Origin of the sequence: Glutamicibacter uratoxydans (assembly GCF_006539925.1) — a bacterium.
Classification (GTDB): domain Bacteria; phylum Actinomycetota; class Actinomycetes; order Actinomycetales; family Micrococcaceae; genus Glutamicibacter; species Glutamicibacter uratoxydans.
The window spans coordinates 14524-36736 of record NZ_BJNY01000012.1; the positions used below are offsets into that span (position 1 = coordinate 14524).

A 22213-nucleotide genomic window follows, 5' to 3' on the forward strand; every position below is an offset into this window, starting at 1 on the left:
CCTGTTTTATTCGCTGGTGTCAGGTTCCAGCACGTCGATGACGATCACCGCGATATTGTCCCTGCCGCCGGCTTCCAGGGCCGCGGAGGTCAGCACCTGGGCGGCCTGGTCGCGGTCCTTGTAGGTGACCAGGATGCTCTCGATGACTTCTTCGGTCAGTTCCCCGCTCAGCCCGTCCGAGCACAGCAGGTAGCGGTCGGAGATGCGCGGCTGCAGCACGGTGATGTCCGGCTGGCTTTCAGCGCCGGCCCCCAGCGCACGGGTGATCAGGTTGCGGTGCGGGTGGTTGCGCGCTTCCAGCTCGGTGATCTGGCCGGCGTCGACCATTTCCTGCACCGCCGAGTGGTCGCGGGTCAGCTGCTGCAGCGCCCCGTCGCGCAGCCGGTAGCCGCGCGAGTCCCCCACGTTGACCAGTGCCAGGCTCGGGACTTCTTCCACCACCGGCAGTTGGGCGGTGGCCGCTTTCAGGTCGCGGTGAGCCTGGAGCATTTCGGGGGTGATCTTGGCGATCACGTCGGTATTGCGTTCCAGGCTGAAGTTCTGGGTCCACGGCGGAATCGCCACCGGGGCGGTGACCGCATCGCGCCCCTTGCTGGTGGCCTTGATCATCACCAGCGCGCACAGGGTGGTGCCGCCGCGGGCTTCCAGGGCCTCGCGGATGCGGTCGTCGGCCAGCTGCACCTGGCGCTGCACGTCAGGGACTGCAGGAAGCTTGCGCACCGAAGTCTTGTTGGCGAAGGTGCACATTTCTTCCATAGTCTCCACCGCAAGCTGGCTGGCCACCTCGCCGGCTTCGTGCCCGCCCATGCCGTCGGCCACGGCGAAGATGATCTTGCTCATCAGGATCCGGTCCTGGTTGTCGGCGCGCTTGAGCCCGACGTCCGTATACCCGGCCGCCGCAAGCTCGAAAGGGACCGGCTGCACCGATGCATTCATCAATCAATCACCAATCCCGCGCCAACGCCTGCTGAGAGTTCAAATGGCTGAATGTCTCCGAAACCTCGCACTGCGGTGATCTCTTGGGCGGTCAGCACGAACCGAGTATCGTTCTTCAGCGTATTGGCGGTCACCGCATCGGTCAATACCGTGCCCGGCTGCGCCAGCGAGGTCAGGCGGGCCGCCATGTTGACGGTTGGTCCATAAATATCGCCTAGTCGGGACAGCAGACGGCCCCACACTACCGCACCTCGGGTCTGCGGCAGCATCTCGTCGGCCTCGAACTCCCGGGAGAGCGAAAGCGCGATCTGCGCACCTGCCTGGGGGGTCTCCGCCACATAGAGCACTTCGTCGCCGATAGTCTTGACCAGGCGGCCGCCGCCCACGGAGATGATCTCCGCGCTCTTGGATTCAAAGCGCTGCACCATCTGGGCCAGGGTGCGCTCGTTCATCCTGCGGGACAGGGAGGTATAGGAGACCAGGTCGGCGAAGCCCACCGCGCGGGCCAGCGGCAGCGGGGTGTCCCCGTCGCCTCCGCTGCCGTGGGTGTAGGCGGCGACGCCTGCCTCCGCGCGCAGCGCCATGCGGTGCACCGCCGAGTTCAACTGGCGGCGCCAGGAGTAGACCAGCAGGTCTTCGATCTGCGGGATCAGGTCGGGCAGCATGTCGAAGAGCTTGCGGCGGGCCTGGCGGTCGGACATGTTCTGGTTCGCGATCATGTCTTCCACCAGCGCTTCGATCTGCCAGACCACCATGCGGTCGGTCATCTGGCCCACCGAGCGCATCAGCGAGATGGCAGTTTCCTCGGTGAGCTTGCCATCGCGCACCATGCCCACCATGGTGGCCAGCGCTTCCTCGTCGCGCTGGGTGAAGAATACTTCGTCGTCGCTCAGCTCCGGGAAGCCCATGGCGCGCCAGAGCTTGCGGGCGGAGTGCAGCGACACGCCTGCCTGGGCGGCGACCTCGCGTCGGCGGAATTCGCGCTGGCCGCCGATAAGCCGGCGCTCCAGTGCTGCGACGGTGTCCCTGATTTCGTCAGGAGTGTGGGCAGGGATCTTCAGCGGAGATTCCATGGCCTGGGCCAGCTCGCGGATCGGATCCGCGGCTTCCGCCGCACTGGGTGCTGGCGCATGTTCGCGGGCTTGGTGGGCAGCGGCAGAGGCAGACTGCGGTGAGTCTGCTCGCGTCGAATTATTGTGCTCGGTGCTCATTGCCCCATGCCTTCACTGTTGGATGCCTCGGCTTGCGCCGGAATTCGTGCGTTGCGCAGGTTCGCCATCGATTCGATGGCCAGCGTTCTAAAGTAGGGAACCGACGGGATATGGGCCAGGCGCACGTAGCCGTGGCTCAAAACGATGTCCAGCGTTCCAGCCCGGGTCATCGAGTTCTGCTTCTTCGTATAGGCGATCAGGTCCCTGATCGTGAACAGCCCCACGGACTGCAGCTTGCCGGGATTCAGCGAAGAGCGGAAGAAGATGCGTTCGGTGGTCAGCACAATTCGGCTGCGCAGCCAGCGGACCCACGGCGCGACGCACCAGATCAGGACCAGCACCCCGTAGAGCACCAGCGTCACCACCTGCCACAGCCCGGCGTTCTGCGACAGCCAGGAGGACAGGTCGTTTCGGGAAAGGTAGCCAAGGACAAAGGTGCACAAAACGGTCAGCAGCAAGAAGGCGGTCAGAGGCTGAAACAACACCCGGGAATGTTCGCGCGTGGAGATGATTACGCGCTCTTTTTCATGCAGCGGGACCTTCATCGTCGACTTCCTCGCCCCTCCTGCCCTGCTATGCCAATAAATATCCAGTCTTAACTAATACTAGTCCCGGTGCCAAAGCCGCCAATATATTAGGCGTACTTGCCGTCGGCGCGCCGTACGTGGTGTACGTCGCCGGCCAGCACCCGGTGGGTGGTCCCCTGGGCGTCGCGCACCAGCAGCGCGCCGTCGGCTTCCAAGGTCATTGCTACACCCTCAAGCTGGTTCCCATCTGGGAATTCAACGCGGACATCCACATTCAACGTGGCAAGTTCATCGCTGACCAGTTCGCTCAGCGGCTTACCGCCGAAGCCTTTCAGCCCTGCGGCGGCGTCGCCCGACACTTCGCGGAAAGCGTGATCGAGGGCGGTAAATGCCCGCAGGTAGTCGGCCAGCAGGGCGCTGCGCGACACCGAGGAGCCATGGGCGAGCTTCAGGGAGGTGGCGGTGTCGACAGGAATTTCGCTGCGGTCCTGGTCCACGTTCATGCCGGTGCCCACGACCACGCCGAAGCCGGTGGGGGTGGCGACCAGCTGGGCGAGGATGCCGCAGATCTTCTTGTCCCCCGCCAGCACGTCATTGGGCCACTTGATGCGGGCCGCCACGTCGGTCTGCTCGCGCACCGCCTTGCACCAGGCCAGGGCCGCAAGCATGGTGTACCAGGACAGCGACTCGGTGGGCATAGATGTTCCCGGCAGCGCCAGCACGCTGACGGTGAGCGCGGAACCCGCAGGAGTCTGCCAGGTGCGGCCCAGGCGCCCCTTGCCATGCTGCTGGAATTCGGTGAAATACACGCTGCGGTCTGCGGCTTCGCCGCTCTGCGCAAGATTCGCCAGCTCGGTGTTGGTGGAATCGGAGGTCTCGCGGATGATGATCCTCCCAAGCCCCAACTCGGCGGCCAGCGCCGTGAATTCTTCAGGCTTCAGTGCCGCACGGGCATCGGTGTTCTGCGCATTCATGCTTCCAGCCTATGACACCCCGATGCCCGGCACCGCTCCTTTAAAGGAAGATGTCTTCCACCAGCGGAATCTGCGGGTTGATCGAGTACTTTCCAAGGTCCTGCACGCCGGCCTGTTCAAGCACCTGGCCATCGGTGAAGAAGTTGCCGCTGAGCTTCTGCGGTGCGCTGGAGAGGATTGCCATGGCGGCGTCGGCGACGATGTCCGCGCTGCGCGCTCCCTGGATCATCTTCATGCCCCCTGGCAAGTTGCGGATGGCGGCGGTGTCGATCAGGGTTTCGGGCCACAGGGAATTCACGCCGATGCCTTCGTCCTTCAGCTCTTCGGCCAGGCCCAGGGTGGTCATGGACATGCCGTACTTGGCCATGGTGTAGCCAAGGTGCATTCCGGCCCATTTGGGATCCAGGTTCAGCGGCGGCGACAGGGTCAGGATGTGGGCATGCTCGGACTTGCGCAGGTGCGGCAGCGCAGTCTTGGAGAGCAGGAAGGTTCCGCGCACGTTGATGTCCTGCATCAGGTCATAGCGCTTCATGTCCAGCGCGTCGGTCTTGGCCAGGTTGATGGCCGAGGCGTTGTTCACCACGATGTCGATGCCTCCGAAGGCTTCCACCGCGCTGTCGACGGCGCGCTGCACGTCGACGTCTTCGCGCACATCGCCCACCACTGCCGCCGCCTGGCCGCCGGCGGCGATGATCTGGTCCACCGCGGTGTGGATGGTTCCTTCGAGGGTTGGATGCGGGGTGTCAGTCTTGGACAGCAGCACGACATTGGCGCCTGCTTTGCCCGCTGCCGTGGCGATGGCCAGGCCGATGCCGCGGCTGCCGCCGCTCATGAGGATGGTGCGTCCGGCCAGACGCGATGCGTCCGGGGCGATGTGGTTGCGCAATTCAGAAGTCATGTGACTCAGATTACTAGAAGCCGGTCAACTAAGCTACTCGTAAGTAACTTATTCTGGCGTGCGTCACCCTCAAAAAAGACGCATTTTGTATGGTTTCTACAAACGGACTAGCTGTTTTCCCAGTTAGACTGGCTTGGATGGCATTTTTCTTGTGTCATTCCTACACATAGACAACTATCCAAGGGAGTCGAAGGCATGACGCAGGGCCGCACCGAGGCAGAGCAGCAGATCGACCTGTCCACCACCGCCGGCAAGCTGGCTGAGTTCCGCCGCCGCCAGAAGCTCTCCGAAGCGCCCAGCGGCCAAGCAGCGATTGAGAAGCAGCATGCCCGCGGCAAGCACACCGCCCGCGAACGCATCGACATGCTCATGGACGAAGGCTCGTTCGTGGAATTCGACGCCCTGGCCGTGCACCGCTCCTCCGCCTTCGGCATGGAAAAGAAGAAGCCGATCGGCGACGGCCTGGTCTCCGGCTACGGCACCGTGGACGGACGCCTCGTCGCCGTCTACTCCCAGGATTTCACCGTCTACGGCGGCTCACTCTCCCAGGTCAACGGCGAGAAGATCGTCAAGGTCCAGGAGTTCGCCCTGCGCAACGGCTGCCCAGTGGTGGGCATTCTCGACGGCGGCGGCGCCCGCATCCAGGAGGGCGTGGCATCCCTGGCCATGTTCGCCGATATCTTCCGCAACAACGTCCATGCCTCGGGCGTCGTCCCGCAGATCTCCCTGATCATGGGCCCGAGCGCCGGCGGCGCCGCCTACTCCCCTGCGCTGACCGACTACGTGATCATGGTCGACAAGACCAGCCACATGTTCATCACCGGCCCGGATGTCATCAAGACCGTCACCGGCGAAGAAATCGACATGGAAACCCTGGGCGGCGCACGCCAGCACAACACCAACACCGGCACCGCCACCTACTTGGCCGCCGACGAGGAAGACGCGGTGGAGTTCTGCAAGGACCTGCTCGATTTCCTTCCTTCCTCCAACCTGACCGACGCGCTGACCGCGGAGTTCGACGAAGAGCTGGAGATCACCGATGAGGATCTGGAACTCGACACCCTGATCCCGGATTCTGCCAACCAGCCCTATGACATGCGCGCAGTCATCGAATCCATCGTGGATGACGAGCACTTCTTCGAATTGCAGGCGCTGTACGCACCGAACGTGCTGATCGGCTACGCCCGCATCGAAGGCCGCACCGTGGGCATCGTCGCCAACCAGCCGATGCAGTTCGCCGGCACCCTAGACATCGCCGCCTCGGAGAAGGCCGCACGCTTTGTACGCAACTGCGACGCCTTCAACATCCCGATCGTGACCCTGGTCGACGTGCCGGGCTTCCTACCGGGCAAGGACCAGGAGTTCCAGGGCATCATCCGCCGCGGCGCCAAGCTGCTCTACGCCTACGCCGAGGCCACCGTGCCGAAGCTGACTGTCATCACCCGCAAGGCCTACGGCGGAGCCTACATTGTGATGGGCTCCAAGAAGCTCGGCGCCGACCTGAACCTTGCCTGGCCTACCGCGCAGATCGGCGTGATGGGCGCACAGGGCGCAGTGAACATCCTCTACCGCCGCGACCTGGCAGCCATCGAGGCTGAGGGCGGCGACGTCGAAGCACGCCGCAAGCAGATCATCGAGGACTACGAGGCAGAACTGCTCAACCCGTACCAGGCGGCGGAGCTCGGCTACGTCGACGCGGTCATCGCCCCGAGCGACACCCGCCTTCAGCTGGTGCGAGGCCTGCGCGCCCTGCGCGACAAGCACGCGACGCTGCCTCCAAAGAAGCACGGCAACATTCCGCTGTAAGCGCGGTTCCCGTCATTCTTTCCATCCACGTTCAAGGAGTACCGCCATGGATCAGCTAGCAGCATCCACCGATGCGGCGCAGATCTGCATCACCAAAGGCAATCCAACCGCCGAGGAACTGGCGGCAGTGACAGCGCTGCTGACTGCCATGGGCAATGCCCGCAGCAATGAGCAGGAGCAGGCAGCGCCGCCGAAGCGGATGACGCTGCTGCGCCGCCGCCGTGCGCTGACCACCCCGCGCCTGTCGTGGAATTTGGGACGCCGCTAGGCCGCCGAGTTCTAGAAACTGGCCGGTGCGCCCACTTCGAAATGAAGTGGACGCACCGGCCAGTTTTTTGCCAAGCGCTAGATCTGCGACAGGTCCTGATCCAGCATCATGAGGCGGCTGGCAGAATGTCAGTGTTTTGGATCGTTATAGGTTCAGACTCTGTTGTGAGAAACTGGGCTGCTCTGGGTAATAGCGCGGACAGTGAGCCAGGAAACTATAGCGCACAGCCCACAGAGTACAAGTGCCGTAAGGATAATCAACAGCCATGGAAGCTCGAATGGAACCTGTGGTACTACGTAGCTGCCAATCACCATCGGAATTACCCCGGCAGCGGTTCCAACAAGCGCTGCAGTCACAGAAAGTACCAGGATCTGGCGCACAAGTACTCGACTGATCCATTGCGATGGAACACCATGTTGGCTGAGGGTATGTATCCATTTCCGCATTCCGGCAATCTGTCCGCGCGTGGCCAAGCTGGCAATGCTGACGGAAATGATGATGAGCATTGAGCTGATTCCCAGCAGTGCGGCATCGGGAATGACCGGAGGGTGTTCATAATGCACCCCAGCTTGCTCTGGATTGATCCCGGCGTGAGTCAATTCTCGAAGGACTTCCTGCGAATCTTTCTCGGCCAGGTCTGTATAGACAAGGCTGGCCTTAAGCTGTGGCAAGGAAAGCTGTTCGGCAGTGGCTCTACTGACGAAACCAGCGGTGAATACGAACCATGGTGCTGGCTCTACCTCGGCAATGACGGCGGGGATGGTGCCATAGGTTTTATTACTGTTCACAGAGTCCTTGAGCGAGATGCTGTCGGGATCTGTGAGCGCTTCAGGATTAACCGTGATAAGGCCGCCACTAGTAAATGTTGCTTTTTCAATGTCGGTGAGTGGACGTTGGAACAGCCTTTCGAGGTCCTCGACGTCTTCGACTGCGAAGGTAACTCCATAGTCATTAGCGGAAGTCACATAGGATTCATCTCCTTTCGGCTTTTGATTCTTCGCTGTGACCAATAGTGTGCTCCACAGTTGTACCGGCTGCTGCTGAGCCAGTGCCGGCACTTTCTCGGCCGCTTCGATGACTTCCGGGGATACCTGGTAAGACGGTGCTCCGTCGTTATCGAGAGTCAGCTGGCCTACGGGCGCAGTAATTGACAGTTTGGCTTCTTCGGCCGCGACAGCGCTGTTAACTGATGTCACCACACCCGCAGTGAGGCCGATGCCGATGGCAATGACTGCGAAGAATACGCTGGCCTGTCCTGAGTGTTTCTTGATGAGGTTGCGGGTCAGGATTGTGGATAGCTGATGCTGTGGCAGAGCATCACCGAGGAGGCGTGGCACTTCTGGTGCGGCAAGAAGCAGAATTCCCATTGCCAAACACACTGTTTGCAATATGTTCCACGAAGTGCGGGATGACAGCATCCAATAGATAGTCATTCCCAGTAGCGCGATCAGGGCTATGCGGCGGTATGTCGCCCACTTATTTGATCTAGAAATATTGGCTTGTCGTGATGATTTTTTGGTGCGTGGCAGCGCACGCAAGGCGATGCTCCAGGCGCCGGCTACTATACCCAGCACCATGCCTACAGCTAATGCTGTGAATCCTGAAGTTGGAATCGCTATCGTCGGCATTGGCGCAGCGAACGTTCCAGCACCGGCAACAGCAATGCCAAGCCCTGCCGCAGTTCCTGCCATCGCACCGGACCCGGAGCCGAGAAAACACCAGAGGGCGATGGGAGTTAGTGGTGCGCTCAGGGAGAGCCTTGATGCAGCTCCATTGCGAACTAAATTGGAGATAGCCGGTACGATGCGTCGATGTTGGGACAAGAACGTCAGAACAGCTGCGAAGGGGATAATCACCAAACTCGGAACCCAGAAGAGGATCGGTGATCGGTCAATCCATGGTCGCGGAAGCAGATTGATGACAACGTTCTCGGTCATGAGAAATTCAGCGTCAGAAGTCATCTCGTAGTTAGCTGCGGTAGCTGCCTCGGTAACGGATTTCTTGAAGTCGTCAAGATTATCCAGAGTTGGCAGGAGGACTTCGACTTTGCCATAGACCCCAGTCAACGACGCGTCATTGGTGGGGTGCATCGTTGCCCAGGTGCCAGGGGCCGCTAACAGGAAGGTTCCGCCATATGCTTTGTCGCGTCCGGTACCCACAATGGTGGCTTCGGCTTTGCCCAATAATTGCAGTGATCGCCCAATTTCGGGAGTACGGGCAGTATTGCCAATGACGAGTACCTCACCAGGGCGGGTGGGCCAACGGCCATTGTCCAGGACATAGGATTCGCCCATTGGGCCACCCCACTCAGCTTCGTAATAGGTCAGTCCATCATCTACCAAGCCGATGACTGGCATGTCGGGGGCCATAAGGCCGACTGTTGCTGTGGTATCTGCTTTTCTGATGTCGTCGATGAACGTATTAGTGCCTGGGTCTCCCAACGGTACTGTGACTGGTGGCCGGTAGCTTGCGTCAAATCCATGGAGCCTGTATTCTACAGCGTGCTTTGGTGCGAGAACTTGGCTTCCAAAGAAGCTACTTACGGCCAAGACGAAGAATGCTGCGGCGAAGCTCGGCAATGCACTGCGTAGTCGTGGGGTGGTGCGGGCAAATCGGCGGGCGAACCTCAGATACAGGTTCATGAGGCGGATCCTGCCGGTACAAGTAGCGAGCCGTCGCGCACTTCCAGAACACGTGTGGCGTATTTGCGGCATTCGGGGTCATGGGACGCGACGATAACAAGTACGCCGCTGGCAGCAATTTCTGACAAGATTTCGTACACGGTTTGTGCGCTGCGGGAATCTAGCGAGCCAGTTGGCTCGTCGGCAAGAAGAATCTTTCTGTTGCCGATCAATGCACGGGCGATGCCAACTCGTTGCCGTTGCCCTCCTGACATTTGATGAGGGAATCGTTTGGCAAGATCGGCAAGGCCAACTCGGTCAAGCTCGTGCAGGGCGGCAGTAAGTGCAACGTCTAAGGGCGTTTCGTCAACTTCCAGTGGTAGGGCTACATTTTCGACGGCGGTGAATTCGTCGATGAGCGCGTCATCTTGGTGCACCATTCCAACGACAGTGCGTCGGAGCTTGGTTTTATTCTCTTGGCTCATTGTTCCAAGATCGTTTCCGGCGACGGTGATTTCTCCTGACGATGGTTCGACGAGTCCGGCGAGCAGGTTCAGGATGGTGGTTTTTCCTGAGCCGCTTGCGCCATGAAGGCAAATGAATTCTCCTTCTTGAGCTGTGAAATCAATGGAGTCGACAGCGACAACTGTTTCGGCTTCACTGGTATAGATTCTGCTGACGCCTTGGATGCGAATCTGCGTCGTCTCCATTGATTTAATCCTTTGCTCTTGATTTTCGATGATCTGGCAGCCGTTCTTAGTTTTCATTGAGGAGTCTTGGTATTCGTCGTAGTACGAAATTCTTGCCCTACAGGGCCCGGGGACAATACGATCTTTCCCGCGTCCTCATACTTCTTTTGCTAGTCAGTTTTTGTGAACTCTGGAGAAGTATGCGCATAAATCTGCCACGTCTTTTTATTCGCCACAGACTTCCTTGAGTCGAATCCAAAAGCCACTGCGTTCCTCAATGACAGTGAATTTGCCCTGCGTTGCCATACAGAAACTCATGTAGTTCGCATTTTGTTGGCTCGGTGATGCATGAGCTCCAGCATCCACGATGGCTATCACGAGGTCCGTTGATTCTATTGCAGATGATGCTAATTTTCTTTTCACCGCTCGTCCCTTCCAGAAGGGATTTTTGGCCCCAATAAAATTCGTTCCGCTCTTGCAGATAAGAAGTATTTTTATCAGCTTTAGGGAAAAGCATCAAGAGATGTCAAAATCAACAACCTGCACGCGATTTGAAATCTTCATATTCGTAATAAGAGATTCGATTCACGAAATCTATTGCATTTTCCGCCTAAGCTCCACTCTGGACACGAGGAGCATAGATAATGTTGGTTTTCAGAGTGATATTGAATTGGAAATTGGAAGTCGCCAAAGAAGATGTTCCGGTTCGCAACTAATAGATTCCACGGGTTATCAAGTTGTATCCCAAGCGCCTCATCGGGCGGTCAGCAGCAAGTCAGGCCGAGTGGTTCTTCTCGTGCTCCGCATTAACGGCATGAATAGATTTCAGCCGAATTAAACTTTCGCGAAGTTGAGCATGTTACGCATAGCTAACAGAACTTTGAACATGCTGTTATCTCGGTGCCGCATAGTTTTCGCAGTTCACGTTGAGATCTATGCCCGACTTCGCAGCAACTGACTGGTGCAAGGCAGACACGAACTCAAAGTTCTGCACTCTTTAGAGCTTGATGGCAGCACTCACCCGTCGCAACTTTCAACGATTCGAACAGTAGAGTGGAGCATATGTCGTTTCAGCCATGTGGCTACTACAACGGAAAATTAAGGCACTTCTGGTGCGCCGGCTTTCCATGCAAAATTACTCGGATCCGAGTTATGCCCTTCGATACTTGTCTCCAAAAATTGCGGGTACCGAAACATTCAGAGACATCACATCATGTAAGTTCGTTGAGAGCAGACCATCCGTCAAGTAATGCCTGGATAAACGTTTGCTCTCCATGTACTAGATCTGCGACAGGTCCTGGTCCAGCATCGGCAGATCCGCGCGCGTGACCAGGTGCGAGCTCACGGCATGTTCCACAAGCCTGGCTTTGCGATTGCTGGCCAGCTTGCCCGGGCCGCCACGCAGGCCAGCGATGCCGTTCTTGTCCAGCTTGTCGCAGACGTTGTCCAACTTGCGATTGAACTTGGTGATCCCCCAGCCAAGCCGTTCAGCCGCGGCGGCGCTGGACGGGATGGCGCTGAGCCCGGTGCCATCACGGCGCAGCATCGGTTCGGCCAATGCCACCACCAAGGCACGCTGACTCTCCGTGAGCAGCACCGGCCCTATGGTCGTGGCCCCGTCAGGGTCAGCAACAAACTGTTCTTGGCGGAACGCCGGCTGGGAGATGTGGATGGCAAATTCATAGGTGGTCGGCCCGGCGGTGAAGACCACCGAGGTGCGGCTGAACACCAGCGGAATGCGCCCGCCGGGCGACAGCCAGGCCTGCAGGCCTCCAGTCCTGTCGGCAATGGTCGCCGTCAGCCGGGCCCCGACGTTGGCAAGCCACCACAGTCCCTCATGTCGCGAAACAGTGAGGAACTGGCGGTGCAGGTACGGGTTGTCGTCGATGTCCAGATCCCCTTCACGGCCTACCGTGAAAACCTGCACTTCATTCACGGGGAAGAACTCCCCGCAGTATTCAATTTTCGCTACATCCGGCATCTGCTCGCTCATCTCTGCCACCCGTTCTCACTCATCTCAGCTCTTCGCACAGTAACTCGCCGCCGCAGAGACATCTCCCGTGGCCTTGACGACCTTGACCTCAATGCAGGTCTCCGAACCGGCCTTGGGCACGCTCACCGAGTTTTCCTTGGTGCGCTTGAGCTCACCGGTCTTGGTGGCAGTCACCGTGGCCCACTGGTAGAAGTCCCCGTCATCAGGATCCGGATTCTTCCAGCTGAACTTGACGGTGTCGCCGTTGACCGCCGAGCTGAACTTCTCCACGGGTTTCACACCCGCCCCAAGCAATGCATCTGCAGGCGTATCCGAAGCGATCACCGGGCCCTTGGGCGTCGCTTCCTCTTCGGGAGCGCCAAAGACATTCACCGCCACGGCAATCGCAACGATCACACAGATCGCGGCAATGGCCAGGCCCAGAATCTTTGGAAGCGGCTTGCGGACCACCGGAACCACCGGTTCCCGCTCCTGTTCCTCAGGGTTGGGAACTTCCTGGTCATCACGCAACGGCGCCCGGAAACGCTGCTTCACAGGTTCTTCCACCTGTTCTGGCGGCGCCTCAACCGAGGCGCGCTGCCCCGGAACCCGGGAGATCAGCGGCTCTCCTCCCAGCGGCAGCTGGGCATCGTCAATGGACACGACTCGGCGCACCCTGGTGGCCTCGCCCCCGAAATCCTGGGTGTCTTCGCCGCTAAGCTCTTCAAGAATCTCGAATGGCGTGACCGACAGTCCCAGATCAGCCTGGATCCGCTGCAGCGACTTGGCCAGCTGGGCCGCGGAGGCAAAGCGGTTTTCCGGGTCTTTGGCCATCGAGACGGCGAGCGCCTGGTTCAGTGCCTCGGGGACATCGGGGCGGTCCAGATTGACCAGCGGCTCATCCAGGATCCGCTGGATTAGCGTGGGCTGCGAATTGTCCTGTCCGGGCCGCACGAATGGCGAATGCCCGGCCAGGACCGTGTAGAGGGTGGCTCCCAGCGAGTAGACGTCCATTGACACGCTGGCCTGGTGTCCTGAGATGAAGGCCTCCGGCGCCGACCATGGAACCGACAACCCCATCACGTCCGAGCCCTGGGCCCCGGAGATGCCGAAGTCGGTGAGCGCCGGACGGTTGTAGTCGGTGGTCAGCACGTTGGCGGGCTTGATATCGCGGTGGATGATGCCAGCTTGGTGCGCCGTTTGCACCGCGGAGCACAGCTGGACGCCCAGGGCGAGCACCTCGGCGACGCTCAGCACGTTCTTGCGGTAGCGCGCATCAAGGCCGGGCCGCGAGCAGTACTCCATGGCCAGGTAGGAGCGGGAGTCTTCGGTGATCTCCGCCTGGTAGATGGTGACGATATAGGGGTGGGTGGACAAAGATGCCATGAGGTTGGCTTCGGCTTCGAAGCGTTCCCTCGCGTCTTTGACGCCCATGTCTGCCAGCAGAACCTTCACCGCAACGTTGCGGCGGGGCCGGTGCTGCTCATAGAGGAAGACGTCTGAAAATCCGCCGGAGCCCAGTGGCTTGACGTAATTGAACCCGTCGATCACCGGCGCCGGAGCGGGCGGACGGTGAGAGCTCACGGCAGGTCCTTAAAGCTGAGGGTTACCCCGTCGCCCAGGTCTGCAACGTCGCCGCTGAGCAGCAGTACTGCCTCCTTGGTGCCCAGGCGGCGCGGGGACTGCCCCTCGCGCAGCAGCACGGTGCCGTTGGTGGCGCCGAGGTCCACCAGTTCAACATGCCACCCATCGATCTTCACCTGTACGTGGGACCGGGAAATATCGTTGTTGGGGCTGAGCACCTTCATCAGCTTCGGTTCAGAGGCACCGGCTGGCCCCTTGTAAACAGGCTGGCGTCCGATGATCACCGAACGGGTCAGCAGGTGGGTGGAGCCCGGGCCGGAGGACTGTTCGGTGACGAACATGCGGCCCATGGATGGCTGGCGCACCCTGGTGGCCTGCCCGCTGAGCTTCACATGGCAGGTGCGGCAGCTGGTGGATTCGGGAGGGTTGGGGTGTCCCCCGCTGCAGACTCTAGCAAGGATCATCTGGTGCGAGGAGATGGTGCTCATTTCCGGTTCTGCGGCAGGCTGTGCCGGCGCAGAGGCTCGGCTGCGCAGCGAGGTGCTGTAGACGGTGTCCTCGTTGTCCACTTCTTCATTCTCAGGCAGCACGGAAACCTTGGAGGCGCGGGCCTTGATGATGGTATCCGCGTTGTCGGGTTCTTCCGTCTGGTATTGGGTGCTCGGATCGTCGCGCTTGCCCAGCAGGATGCTGGCCAGCGAGACTTCCTCGGAAATTCCCGAGCTTTCTTCTGCCTCGGGATCCATGGTGTCCGCGTCGTCTGCCGCGGCCGCAGGGACCTTCTTGCTGCCCTGCTGCTGGCGTGCAGAGTCGGCGTTCGGTTCCAGATTGGCTGAAGTTCGCTTCATTGCCACTGTGGCGAGCTCATTGGCCGCTGGAGCCGCGGCCTCCGGCTTCTTGGCATCTGGCGCAGGCGCTGTTGGCGTTTCGGATGAAACCGCCTTCTTCTGCACTGCCGGTGCTGACGGTTCTTGGGCAGGCGTTGCAGAGGCCTTGGGGGCAGCTGAAGTGGCAGGTGCGGCTGCTGCTGCCGTCTCCTGCTTCTTCGGCTCGGCGGCGCGCTTGCCTGCCGGCTTTACTGCGAGCTGGGTTTCTTCGGGCTCAGCCTCGCTGGCTGCGTCTGCAGCCCGCCGTCCGCGTGCATCCTCTACCGCTTCGTCTATCACTTTCTGAGCCTCGGCCGAAATTTTGCCGGCCGCGGCTGTTTGCTCGGATCCGAATGACAGCTTGCTGGCGAGCACCATGCCTTCGGTGATGTGCAGTACCGGGCCGGCGGCTGCTTCTGCCTGCACTGCTCCGGAATCCAACGACCACGCCGAAGTCTCCGAGCAGCGCTGCTCGGTCCAGGTGGCAATCCCCGAAGCACTGATTTGGTGGGAGCCGCGTTCATCGGTGTAGTTGAACTGCACTGCTCCGCGGACCATGACGTGGGGTGCCTTGGCGCGGCTGACCATGGCGAAGTCCGGCATGGCGGTAATTTTCATGCCCACGGTGCCAAGCAGCGCGGACAGCAGCGTTTCGAGGTCTTCGGTGCCGTCCATGGCGTCCCAAAGGCTCTTGACGGTATCGGCGGCGGTGTCCGGCGGCAGCACCACCACATGATTGGCTGAGACCAGTGCGTACCAGTCGCCGGGAAGGTAGCGAAGGGTGTTCATTGTCATTCCTCTATCTTGATCTCAAGCTGTTCACGCGGAACTGTAATCTCTACATCCAATGGCTCGTCAATTTCAGTGCTTGCCACATCCGCAACAATCACGCTTACATTATCGCGCCCGCCATGGGCTAATGCACAGAGCACCAGCTCATCGGCTGCTTGCTGCGGGTCGAGGAAGCGGCGCAGGATCTCCTGGATCTGCTCGTCTCCCAGTTCGCTGCTCAATCCGTCCGAGCAGACCAGCAGCCTGTCGGTCGAGTCGATGGGCAGCATCCAAAAATCCGGGCGGCTGTCTGCCCTCATCCCCAATGCCCTGGTGACGACATTGCGCTTGGGATAGGTGGCGGCTTCCGCTGTGGTGAGCTCGCCGCGGTCCAGCAGCTCCTGCACCTCTGAATGGTCGATGCTGATCTGCTCCAACACCCCTCCGCTCAGCCGGTAGGTGCGCGAGTCTCCAATGTTGAACACCAGCCATTGGGCAGTGGAGGCCGAGCTGACAACTGCGGCTCCTGTCAGCGTCGTTCCGGCGCGGGCCGAACCTGCCTCGATGATCGCCTGGTCCGCCTCGGTGAGCAGCTGGTCCATGGACTGTGCGGTAAATTCGCCGCCGGTCCTGGCGTAGCCTTCCGCCACGACCTTCAAGCACAGCGAGCTGGCGACTTCACCGGCTTCATGCCCGCCCATGCCATCGGCCACGGCAACCAGCGAGTCAAGGGCCAGCATGCTGTCTTCGTTCAGCACCCTGCGCAGCCCCTTGTCGGTGGCGCAGCCGAATTTCAGCGTGGGGATGACCCCGGTGGGAAACACGCTCACGAATTGCTGACCTTGAAATAGCGTTCGCCAAAGTGCACGATGCTGCCGAAAACCGCGGCGGCAGGGGTGCCGGCCTCCAGCTTCCGCTCCGCACCGTCGGCATTCGAAATATAAGTGCCGTTGGCAGAGCCCTGGTCGGTGACCCAAACGCCCTGCGGGCCTGCGGCCACCAGGAGGTGGGTTTTGGACACGGTGCGCTGCGGGTCGTCCACGACCAGCAGTTCGGCCACGTCCATGCCTTCGGCTGGCTGCGGGTTGCGGCCGATCAGCGCGCTTTCCTCCACGAGGATATCCGCCCCGTCGTCAAAGAGCAGGTGCACTTCAACGTCAGCAGCAGGACGCAGCCTGGTCTCGCCCCCGTCCATGTCCGGATCGTACGTTGCAGGCTGAACAATTTCCGGCGCGGCGGCTGGCTGCTCCTTTGGTGGTGCGGCCGGTGCCTGAGCGGCGCTCGGCTCTTTGGCCGCCACTGGTTGTGAGGCTGCCTTTGGCTGGGCCTTTGGCTTGGCATCTTCCTTGGACGCAGCAGAGGCAGCAGCCGCGGCCGCTACTGGCGCCGCTTTTGCCGGGGCCTTGGCGGCAGCTGGTTTAGGGGCGGCCTTAGCCGCCGGCTTGGCAGCTGGCTTTGCCGGAGCCTTGGCTGGTGCAGCCGCCGCAGGTTTGGCTTCAGCCTTCGGCGCTGGTTCCGGCTTCTTCGCTCCGGGCACCGAGCTGATGACCTCTGGCTGGTCCGAGTCGGCGGCCGGCTTCTTCGCCTCAGGCTTGGCTGCAGGCTTAGCAGCCCCGTTCTTTGCCGCCGGAGCCTTGGCGGATGGAGTCTTGGCGGCTGGCTTCTTGGCTGGCGCAGGCTTGTTGGCGGCGGCAGGCTTCTTCGCCGCCGGAGCGGAATCCTTCGGCGCGGACTTGGCCTCTGCCTGGGAGGCAATGTGGGTGCCCAGCGGCAGGATCATGCTGTGGGCCGCGTCCACATCGTGCTCCACTTCCACGTCGCCGTCCTTGAACTCGCGGCGTCCATTGGTGGCGGGAGGCGCAAAGGAGCTCGGCCCGTCGCTGCCGCCGGATACCAGCGGATTGCGCCCTGCCTTGATGTCGAACACCAGGGTGCCCGCCACCTTGTCATGCCAGCCCTGGCGCTTGCCGTTCTTGTCGAATTCATTGGAGGCAGCCATCAGGGCGGAGCCGATGATCGGGATGACCCCCGCCAAGCCGATCAGCAGCCGGCGCACGATCGCGCCCTTCCACTTGGGAGCTTGGCCTTCCATGTCGGTGGTGCGGATCTTCATCACCACATTGCCCAGGGTCTTGCCCGAGGTGGCCTCCCACCACCACAGGAACAAGGTGTAGCCGAGGCTCACGGCCAGCAGCACCAGGTTCATGGCCATCATCTGGCCGATGATCTCCGGCGCCACGGTCGCCTGGACCGCCTTGCCCATGACCCGCGGCATGAACACCAGCCAGAGGATGAACAGCGGCAGCCCGTCGATCAGCCACGACAATACGCGCTGCGCGGTGCTGGCATCCACGAGTTTGAGTTGTGCGGCCATCGCTAGTCCCCTGCCTGTTCGGTGTTCTTCGTGAGTTTGATGTTGTCCATGAACTTGGGATTCAGGTTGACCCTGCCCAGCAGTTCGTGGACCAGCGAGCGCGGTGAATACTTGGCGCGCAGCTTCTGCCAGGTGCCCATCTTCTCCCCCATCGCCGTGGACTGCCGTTGGACTTCTTCCCAGTATTCCTTGACTTCAGCCTCGGTGGGCTGCCGGGCTGAGAAGTTCGCCTCGTCGGCCCTGCGCGCCAGCGCATGGGCCTGCTCGTCCAGGGAGCTGAATCCGGCGGCAAGCAGCGCCGCGTTCTCCCGGCGCGTGGCCCCCGCCTGGGTCATCACCCGGTGGTCGGTGGCTGCGCTGAGCAGCTCCTGCCAGCCGCCGTCGATCCGCTGCGAGGTGCTGCCGGAGGTTGCGCGCTTGGTGCGCCGCCGCTTCTTCAGCAGCGCGATCAGCAGGAACGGGGCCAACAGCACCAGGATGGACCCCAGGGCAATGGCAATGACCAGAATGATCTGCCCGTACTGGGCAATGAGGTTCTGCGGCTGCTCCTGCAGGGCCTGCGGATCCGGCGCCGTCTGCGGAGGCAGGTCCGGCACCTTCTGCGCTGGCGGAGGCGGCTGCAGCACCTGCGGCTGCGGCACGGCCTTGGGCTCCTTCTCCGGAGGGGTGGGCTCGTCGTTCTTGGTGGGCGTCGGATTGAACGGCACCCAGCCCAGGCCCTCGTAGTTGATCTCGACCCAGGCGTGCACGTCGGCGCCGGTGATCGCCACCGGCTGGGCAGGGTTGTACTGCCGCGGGTAGAAGCCCATCACCACGCGGGCGGGGATGCCCTGCTCGCGGGCCATGAGCACCATGGCGGCGGCGAACTGCTCGTCGTCGCCGATCATCTCCTTGGCCGAGAGCAGGCTGGTGATGCGCCCGGCGCCGTGCCCGGACAGCGACTGCGGTTCGCCTTCGGTGCCGTGGGAGAGGAAGCCGCCGGTGGACAGCGCTGTTTCCAGGCTGCGGATGCGATTCAGGTCTCCCTTGGAGGCGCCGATGAAGTCCACCGCCTTGGTGCCTGCCATGGGCGGCACATTGGCCAGCTTGGGCATGCGCAGCCCGCCGAGCTTGGCGTCGGAAAGCTCCTGGTCCCCCGGTGCCAGCGGGAACTGCACGTTCATCGAATAGCTGTCCCCCTGCTGCAGGCCCTGGGAGCTGAGCATGGTCTCCGCATCGGGGCTGTAGAACAGCGAACGGGCCAGCTCATCGCTGCGCGGGCCGCCCAGGTCGATGGATTCGAGCTTGCCGCCGCCGGGCACCCACACCCCGGAATAGCCGTCAACGGTGATCTGCAGCTTGCCCTCCGGGCGTTGGGCCTCGGAGGAGCCGGAGCGGATCTGCGTGGAGTCGCCCACCGGCGAGTAGCTGCCGCTGGATTCGGGATCCACGGTGAAGACCATGCCGTTGTAGGAGTCCAGCGCCGCCAGCCGGATGCGCTGGCCCTCGGGCAGGCCCTGCACGGTGAACAGCGTGGACTTGCTCATGGTCTTCACGTACTTGCGGAAGTCGGTCAGCGGGCTGGGATAGTCGTAGAGGTCCACCGGGGGCTCGAGCACATCTCGCAGCACCTGGCGCGGGCTGTTGGGGCTGAGCAGCGGGGTGGCCGCGGCGGTCAGCCCGCCGGCGCCCAGCAGCACCGCGGTGCCCAGCGCCACCCGGCGCAGCAGCAGCTCGCGGCTGCCCTTGGCTTCTTCGCTTCCGCGTTCCAGCACATCGCCGCCGGCGGGCAGCTGGCGGCCGATGTGCCGGCGCCAGGCCAGCCAGCCGATGAGCAGAGCAATGAACACCACCGAACGGGCGATGGGCAGCGGCACATTGCGGGTGCCGAAGATGATGCCGACCACGAACATCGCCAGCACGGGTATCACCGTGTAGTAGGCGCTGCGCAGATGCCAGGCGGCTAGCCCCGCCAGCAGCGAGGACAGCAGCGTGGAGAGGAAGGCGACGATCAGCACGCCGCCAAAGGAGCCCACCGGCGGGGCGACCGTGAGCATGTCCTTCCAGGACAGCACGACGCCGCTAAGCAGGGTGCGCAGCGATTCCAGGTTGGGCAGCACAAAGTAGCTTGCCTCGCGCGGGACCGCCAGCGGGGTGCCCAGCACCAGGTACACCAGTGCGAAGGCTCCGGCGGTCTGCCAGGTTCCCCAGCGGAAGTACACATTGGCCCAGGCCAGGCCCAGGCCCGCGATGATGCCGCCCAGCGAGGCGAGCAGGAAGCTGGTGCTGCCGCCATAGGCGTCCCAGAGGCCGAACGCCCCCAGGGCCAGGGCGGCGCCCAGCACCGCCGCGTCGACGCCGTAGCGCCACAGTGGAAGTTTCTTCATCAAGCCACCGCCCGGCGCAGCATCAGGCCCAGCTCGTCGAGCTGGCCCAGGGTCAAAACATTCAATTCGCCGATCCGCGCCTGGGCAGGCTGCAGGCCCACCCCGCAGCGGATCGCGATGGCGCGCACGCCGAAGGGCACATGCTTGGATGCTTCGCGCAGCGCGCGGGCGGTGGTGCCGGCGCCGGTGACCAGGAACATCACCGAGACTCCCGGCACCGCGTCCACGGTGCTGCGCACCACGTCGGTCAGCGTGCGGCGCCCGGAGGCGCCTGCCAGCCGGGTCAGCCCGTCCATCATGTCGCGCCCACTGGCGGTGCGCACCGGCCCGGACTGCGTCATGATTTCCAGTTTGCGCTGGTCCAGGGCCGCCTGCAGGCCGATGGAGGCGGCCACTGACACTGCCAGCTCGAAGTCTTCCTCGCCCAGCGCCGCCGAGTATTCGTCGAGGTTGGTGGTCAGCGCCACCGCAAGGTGGGAGCGGCGGGTCTGCTCGAATTGGCGCACCATCAAGTCCCCGGTGCGCGCACTGGACTTCCAGTGGATGTGCCGCCGGTCATCGCCCGGCACATAGTCGCGCAGGGCGTGGAAGGACACATCGGAGCTGGACAGCTCCCTGGTGGGCATGCCTTCAAGGTCGCGGATGAATCCTGCCGAGGAGCCGTCGAGAACTGTGGTCTTCGGGTGGACGAACAGCTCGTAGTTCCCGGTCCACTTCACCTGGCGGCGCAGCAGCGCAAAGGGGTCCTGGCGCACCGAGCGCACCGGGCCCACCTGCAGCACCTGGCGGCGGTGGGTGGGGATGGTGAACAGGTCTTCATAGTCTTTGCCTGCTGAAAGCTGCGGGATGCGGAACTGGGCCACGCCGGCTCCCACGGGCAGCTCCATGACCACCGCGGCAGAGGTGCTCTTGGCCTGGTTGAGGACTTTCAGCGCGCCGACCGCCCGCTGGCCCACTGCCACGCGGGTGCGATTCAGGTCCAGTTCCACCTTGTAGTCGTGGCTGCCCAGCACGAAGGCCACGGCGATCAGCAGCAGCAAGGTGGCCATGAACGCGCCCATCAGCGCCTCCTGCCAGCCGAACGCGGCGCCGAGGATCCACAGCAGCACCGCGGTGCCTGCCACCACGAAGCCCAGGGCGGAGACGACCGAGCTGACCGGCTCGAGGTAGCGCTGGGCCAGGGCCCGGGCGGCGCGCAGCCATGGGGTGCACAGCTGGCGCACCAGGGCGAAGACCTCGCCGGCCAGGGTGGCGGAAACCTTGGCCGCCCCGGCCAGGGACGCCGCTGGGTTCTTCGCGTCGTGTTGTTTGGACCGTCTGCCGCGTCGGCTCATCGAGAGCTGTCCTCTGCCAGCTCGTCCTGCGTGGTGCTGCCGCGGCGGGTCGGTGCGGCGGTGGCGCGCAGCACCGCGTCGATGACCGCGGCGGCGGTGGCGCCGCTGAATTCTGCCTCTGGGTCAAGCACCAGGCGGTGGCTGAACACGTGCTGGGCCAGTTCCTTCACGTCGTCGGGCAGCACGTAGTTGCGGCCCTGGGAGGCGGCCCAGACCTTGGCTGCGCGCACCATGGCCAGCGCGCCGCGCACGGAGACGCCCAGGCGGGTTTCCGGGGCTTCGCGGGTCGCTTCGCACAGCGCGGCAACATAGTCCAGCACCGCGTCGTCCACGTGGACGCTGGCGGCCAGGTCTGCCATTTCGGCGATGGCCTCGGTGGTGATCACCGGGGAGAGCGCGGCGGAGCGGTCGCGCAGGGCGCTGCCGCCCAGCAGCTGCACGGTGGCCTCGCGGTCCGGGTAGCCGATGGAGGTCTTGATCAGGAAGCGGTCAAGCTGCGCCTCGGGCAGCCGGTAGGTGCCTGCCTGCTCGATGGGGTTCTGGGTGGCGATGACCATGAACGGGCGCGGCTGGGTGTAGGTGGCGCCGTCCACGGTGACCTGGCCTTCTTCCATGACTTCCAGCAGCGCTGACTGGGTCTTGGGCGAGGCGCGGTTAATTTCATCGGCCAGCACCAGGTTGGCGAAGATCGGCCCGTGGTGGAACTCGAACTCCTGGGTGCGCTGGTCGTAGATGGTGATGCCGGTGACATCCGAGGGCAGCAGGTCGGGGGTGAACTGGATGCGCGAGTGGCTGCCCTTCACGGTGGCCGCCAGGGAGCGGGCGAGCATGGTCTTGCCGGTGCCGGGGGCGTCCTCCAGCAGCACGTGGCCCTCGGCCAGCAGCGCGGTGAGCACCAGTTCGATGGTCTGGGTTTTGCCCAGCACCGATTTGCCCACGTTGGCAACCAGCTTGGCGAAGGTTTCCTGGTACCACTGCGCCTGCTCGGTGCTCATGCTCATGTAGTTCTGCTCCTC

At 62.4% G+C, this 22213-nt stretch carries 17 protein-coding genes; 2 read left to right on the forward strand and 15 right to left on the reverse strand.

Features of this window, described 5'->3' with window-relative positions:
• Positions 1–6 precede the first annotated feature (6 nt).
• From AUR04nite_RS11145 to AUR04nite_RS11165, 5 genes are all read right to left on the reverse strand, one after another.
• A complete protein-coding gene (locus tag AUR04nite_RS11145) occupies positions 7–936 on the reverse strand; it encodes a PP2C family protein-serine/threonine phosphatase (RefSeq protein WP_141365004.1) in 930 nt (309 codons plus the stop codon).
• A complete protein-coding gene (locus AUR04nite_RS11150) occupies positions 936–2147 on the reverse strand; it encodes an adenylate/guanylate cyclase domain-containing protein (protein WP_174787874.1) in 1212 nt (403 codons plus the stop codon). Before AUR04nite_RS11150 ends, AUR04nite_RS11145 begins: the two co-directional genes overlap by 1 nt.
• Entirely contained in the window at positions 2144–2692 is a 549-nt protein-coding gene (locus tag AUR04nite_RS11155) for a hypothetical protein (protein ID WP_218024677.1), read from the reverse strand. Before AUR04nite_RS11155 ends, AUR04nite_RS11150 begins: the two co-directional genes overlap by 4 nt.
• Before the next feature lie 89 nt (positions 2693–2781).
• Positions 2782–3648: a biotin--[acetyl-CoA-carboxylase] ligase gene (locus AUR04nite_RS11160; RefSeq protein WP_141365008.1), complete on the reverse strand. Its 867-nt coding sequence runs from the start codon at positions 3646–3648 to the stop codon at positions 2782–2784.
• Between the two features lie 40 nt (positions 3649–3688).
• Entirely contained in the window at positions 3689–4546 is an 858-nt protein-coding gene (locus tag AUR04nite_RS11165; protein WP_141365010.1) for an SDR family oxidoreductase, read from the reverse strand.
• A gap of 195 nt (positions 4547–4741) precedes the next feature.
• On the opposite strand from AUR04nite_RS11165, the gene AUR04nite_RS11170 reads away from it, so the two are divergent.
• Positions 4742–6352: an acyl-CoA carboxylase subunit beta gene (locus AUR04nite_RS11170; RefSeq protein ID WP_141365012.1), complete on the forward strand. Its 1611-nt coding sequence runs from the start codon at positions 4742–4744 to the stop codon at positions 6350–6352.
• A gap of 46 nt (positions 6353–6398) precedes the next feature.
• Positions 6399–6620, forward strand: a complete 222-nt coding sequence (locus AUR04nite_RS11175) for an acyl-CoA carboxylase subunit epsilon (RefSeq protein WP_141365014.1) — start codon at positions 6399–6401, stop codon at positions 6618–6620.
• 152 nt (positions 6621–6772) lie between these two features.
• On the opposite strand, the gene AUR04nite_RS11180 is transcribed toward AUR04nite_RS11175, so the two are convergent.
• From AUR04nite_RS11180 to AUR04nite_RS11225, 10 genes are all read right to left on the reverse strand, one after another.
• Positions 6773–9262: an FtsX-like permease family protein gene (locus AUR04nite_RS11180; RefSeq protein ID WP_141365016.1), complete on the reverse strand. Its 2490-nt coding sequence runs from the start codon at positions 9260–9262 to the stop codon at positions 6773–6775.
• On the reverse strand, positions 9259–10008 hold the full coding sequence (locus AUR04nite_RS11185) for an ABC transporter ATP-binding protein (protein ID WP_218024678.1): 750 nt from the start codon (positions 10006–10008) through the stop codon (positions 9259–9261). Before AUR04nite_RS11185 ends, AUR04nite_RS11180 begins: the two co-directional genes overlap by 4 nt.
• A 1201-nt stretch (positions 10009–11209) precedes the next feature.
• On the reverse strand, positions 11210–11911 hold the full coding sequence (locus AUR04nite_RS11190; protein ID WP_141365225.1) for a hypothetical protein: 702 nt from the start codon (positions 11909–11911) through the stop codon (positions 11210–11212).
• 36 nt (positions 11912–11947) lie between these two features.
• Positions 11948–13486, reverse strand: coding sequence for a serine/threonine-protein kinase (locus AUR04nite_RS11195; RefSeq protein ID WP_141365018.1), 1539 nt, complete (start codon positions 13484–13486; stop codon positions 11948–11950).
• The gene (locus AUR04nite_RS11200; protein WP_170184186.1) at positions 13483–15141 is read right to left on the reverse strand and encodes an FHA domain-containing protein; all 1659 of its coding nucleotides are present in this window, start codon (positions 15139–15141) and stop codon (positions 13483–13485) included. The genes AUR04nite_RS11195 and AUR04nite_RS11200 overlap by 4 nt, the downstream gene beginning before the upstream one ends.
• A gap of 2 nt (positions 15142–15143) precedes the next feature.
• Complete coding sequence (locus AUR04nite_RS11205) at positions 15144–15953, reverse strand: PP2C family protein-serine/threonine phosphatase (RefSeq protein ID WP_246055502.1); 810 nt, start codon at positions 15951–15953, stop codon at positions 15144–15146.
• A complete protein-coding gene (locus AUR04nite_RS18425; RefSeq protein ID WP_141365022.1) occupies positions 15950–17497 on the reverse strand; it encodes an RDD family protein in 1548 nt (515 codons plus the stop codon). The genes AUR04nite_RS11205 and AUR04nite_RS18425 overlap by 4 nt, the downstream gene beginning before the upstream one ends.
• Positions 17498–17499: 2 nt before the next feature.
• Complete coding sequence (locus AUR04nite_RS11215; protein ID WP_141365024.1) at positions 17500–19863, reverse strand: transglutaminase TgpA family protein; 2364 nt, start codon at positions 19861–19863, stop codon at positions 17500–17502.
• Positions 19863–21197 (reverse strand): DUF58 domain-containing protein, encoded by a 1335-nt coding sequence (locus tag AUR04nite_RS11220; protein WP_141365026.1) that lies wholly within the window; start codon positions 21195–21197, stop codon positions 19863–19865. The genes AUR04nite_RS11215 and AUR04nite_RS11220 overlap by 1 nt, the downstream gene beginning before the upstream one ends.
• Complete coding sequence (locus tag AUR04nite_RS11225; RefSeq protein WP_141365229.1) at positions 21194–22198, reverse strand: AAA family ATPase; 1005 nt, start codon at positions 22196–22198, stop codon at positions 21194–21196. The genes AUR04nite_RS11220 and AUR04nite_RS11225 overlap by 4 nt, the downstream gene beginning before the upstream one ends.
• Positions 22199–22213: the final 15 nt, after the last annotated feature.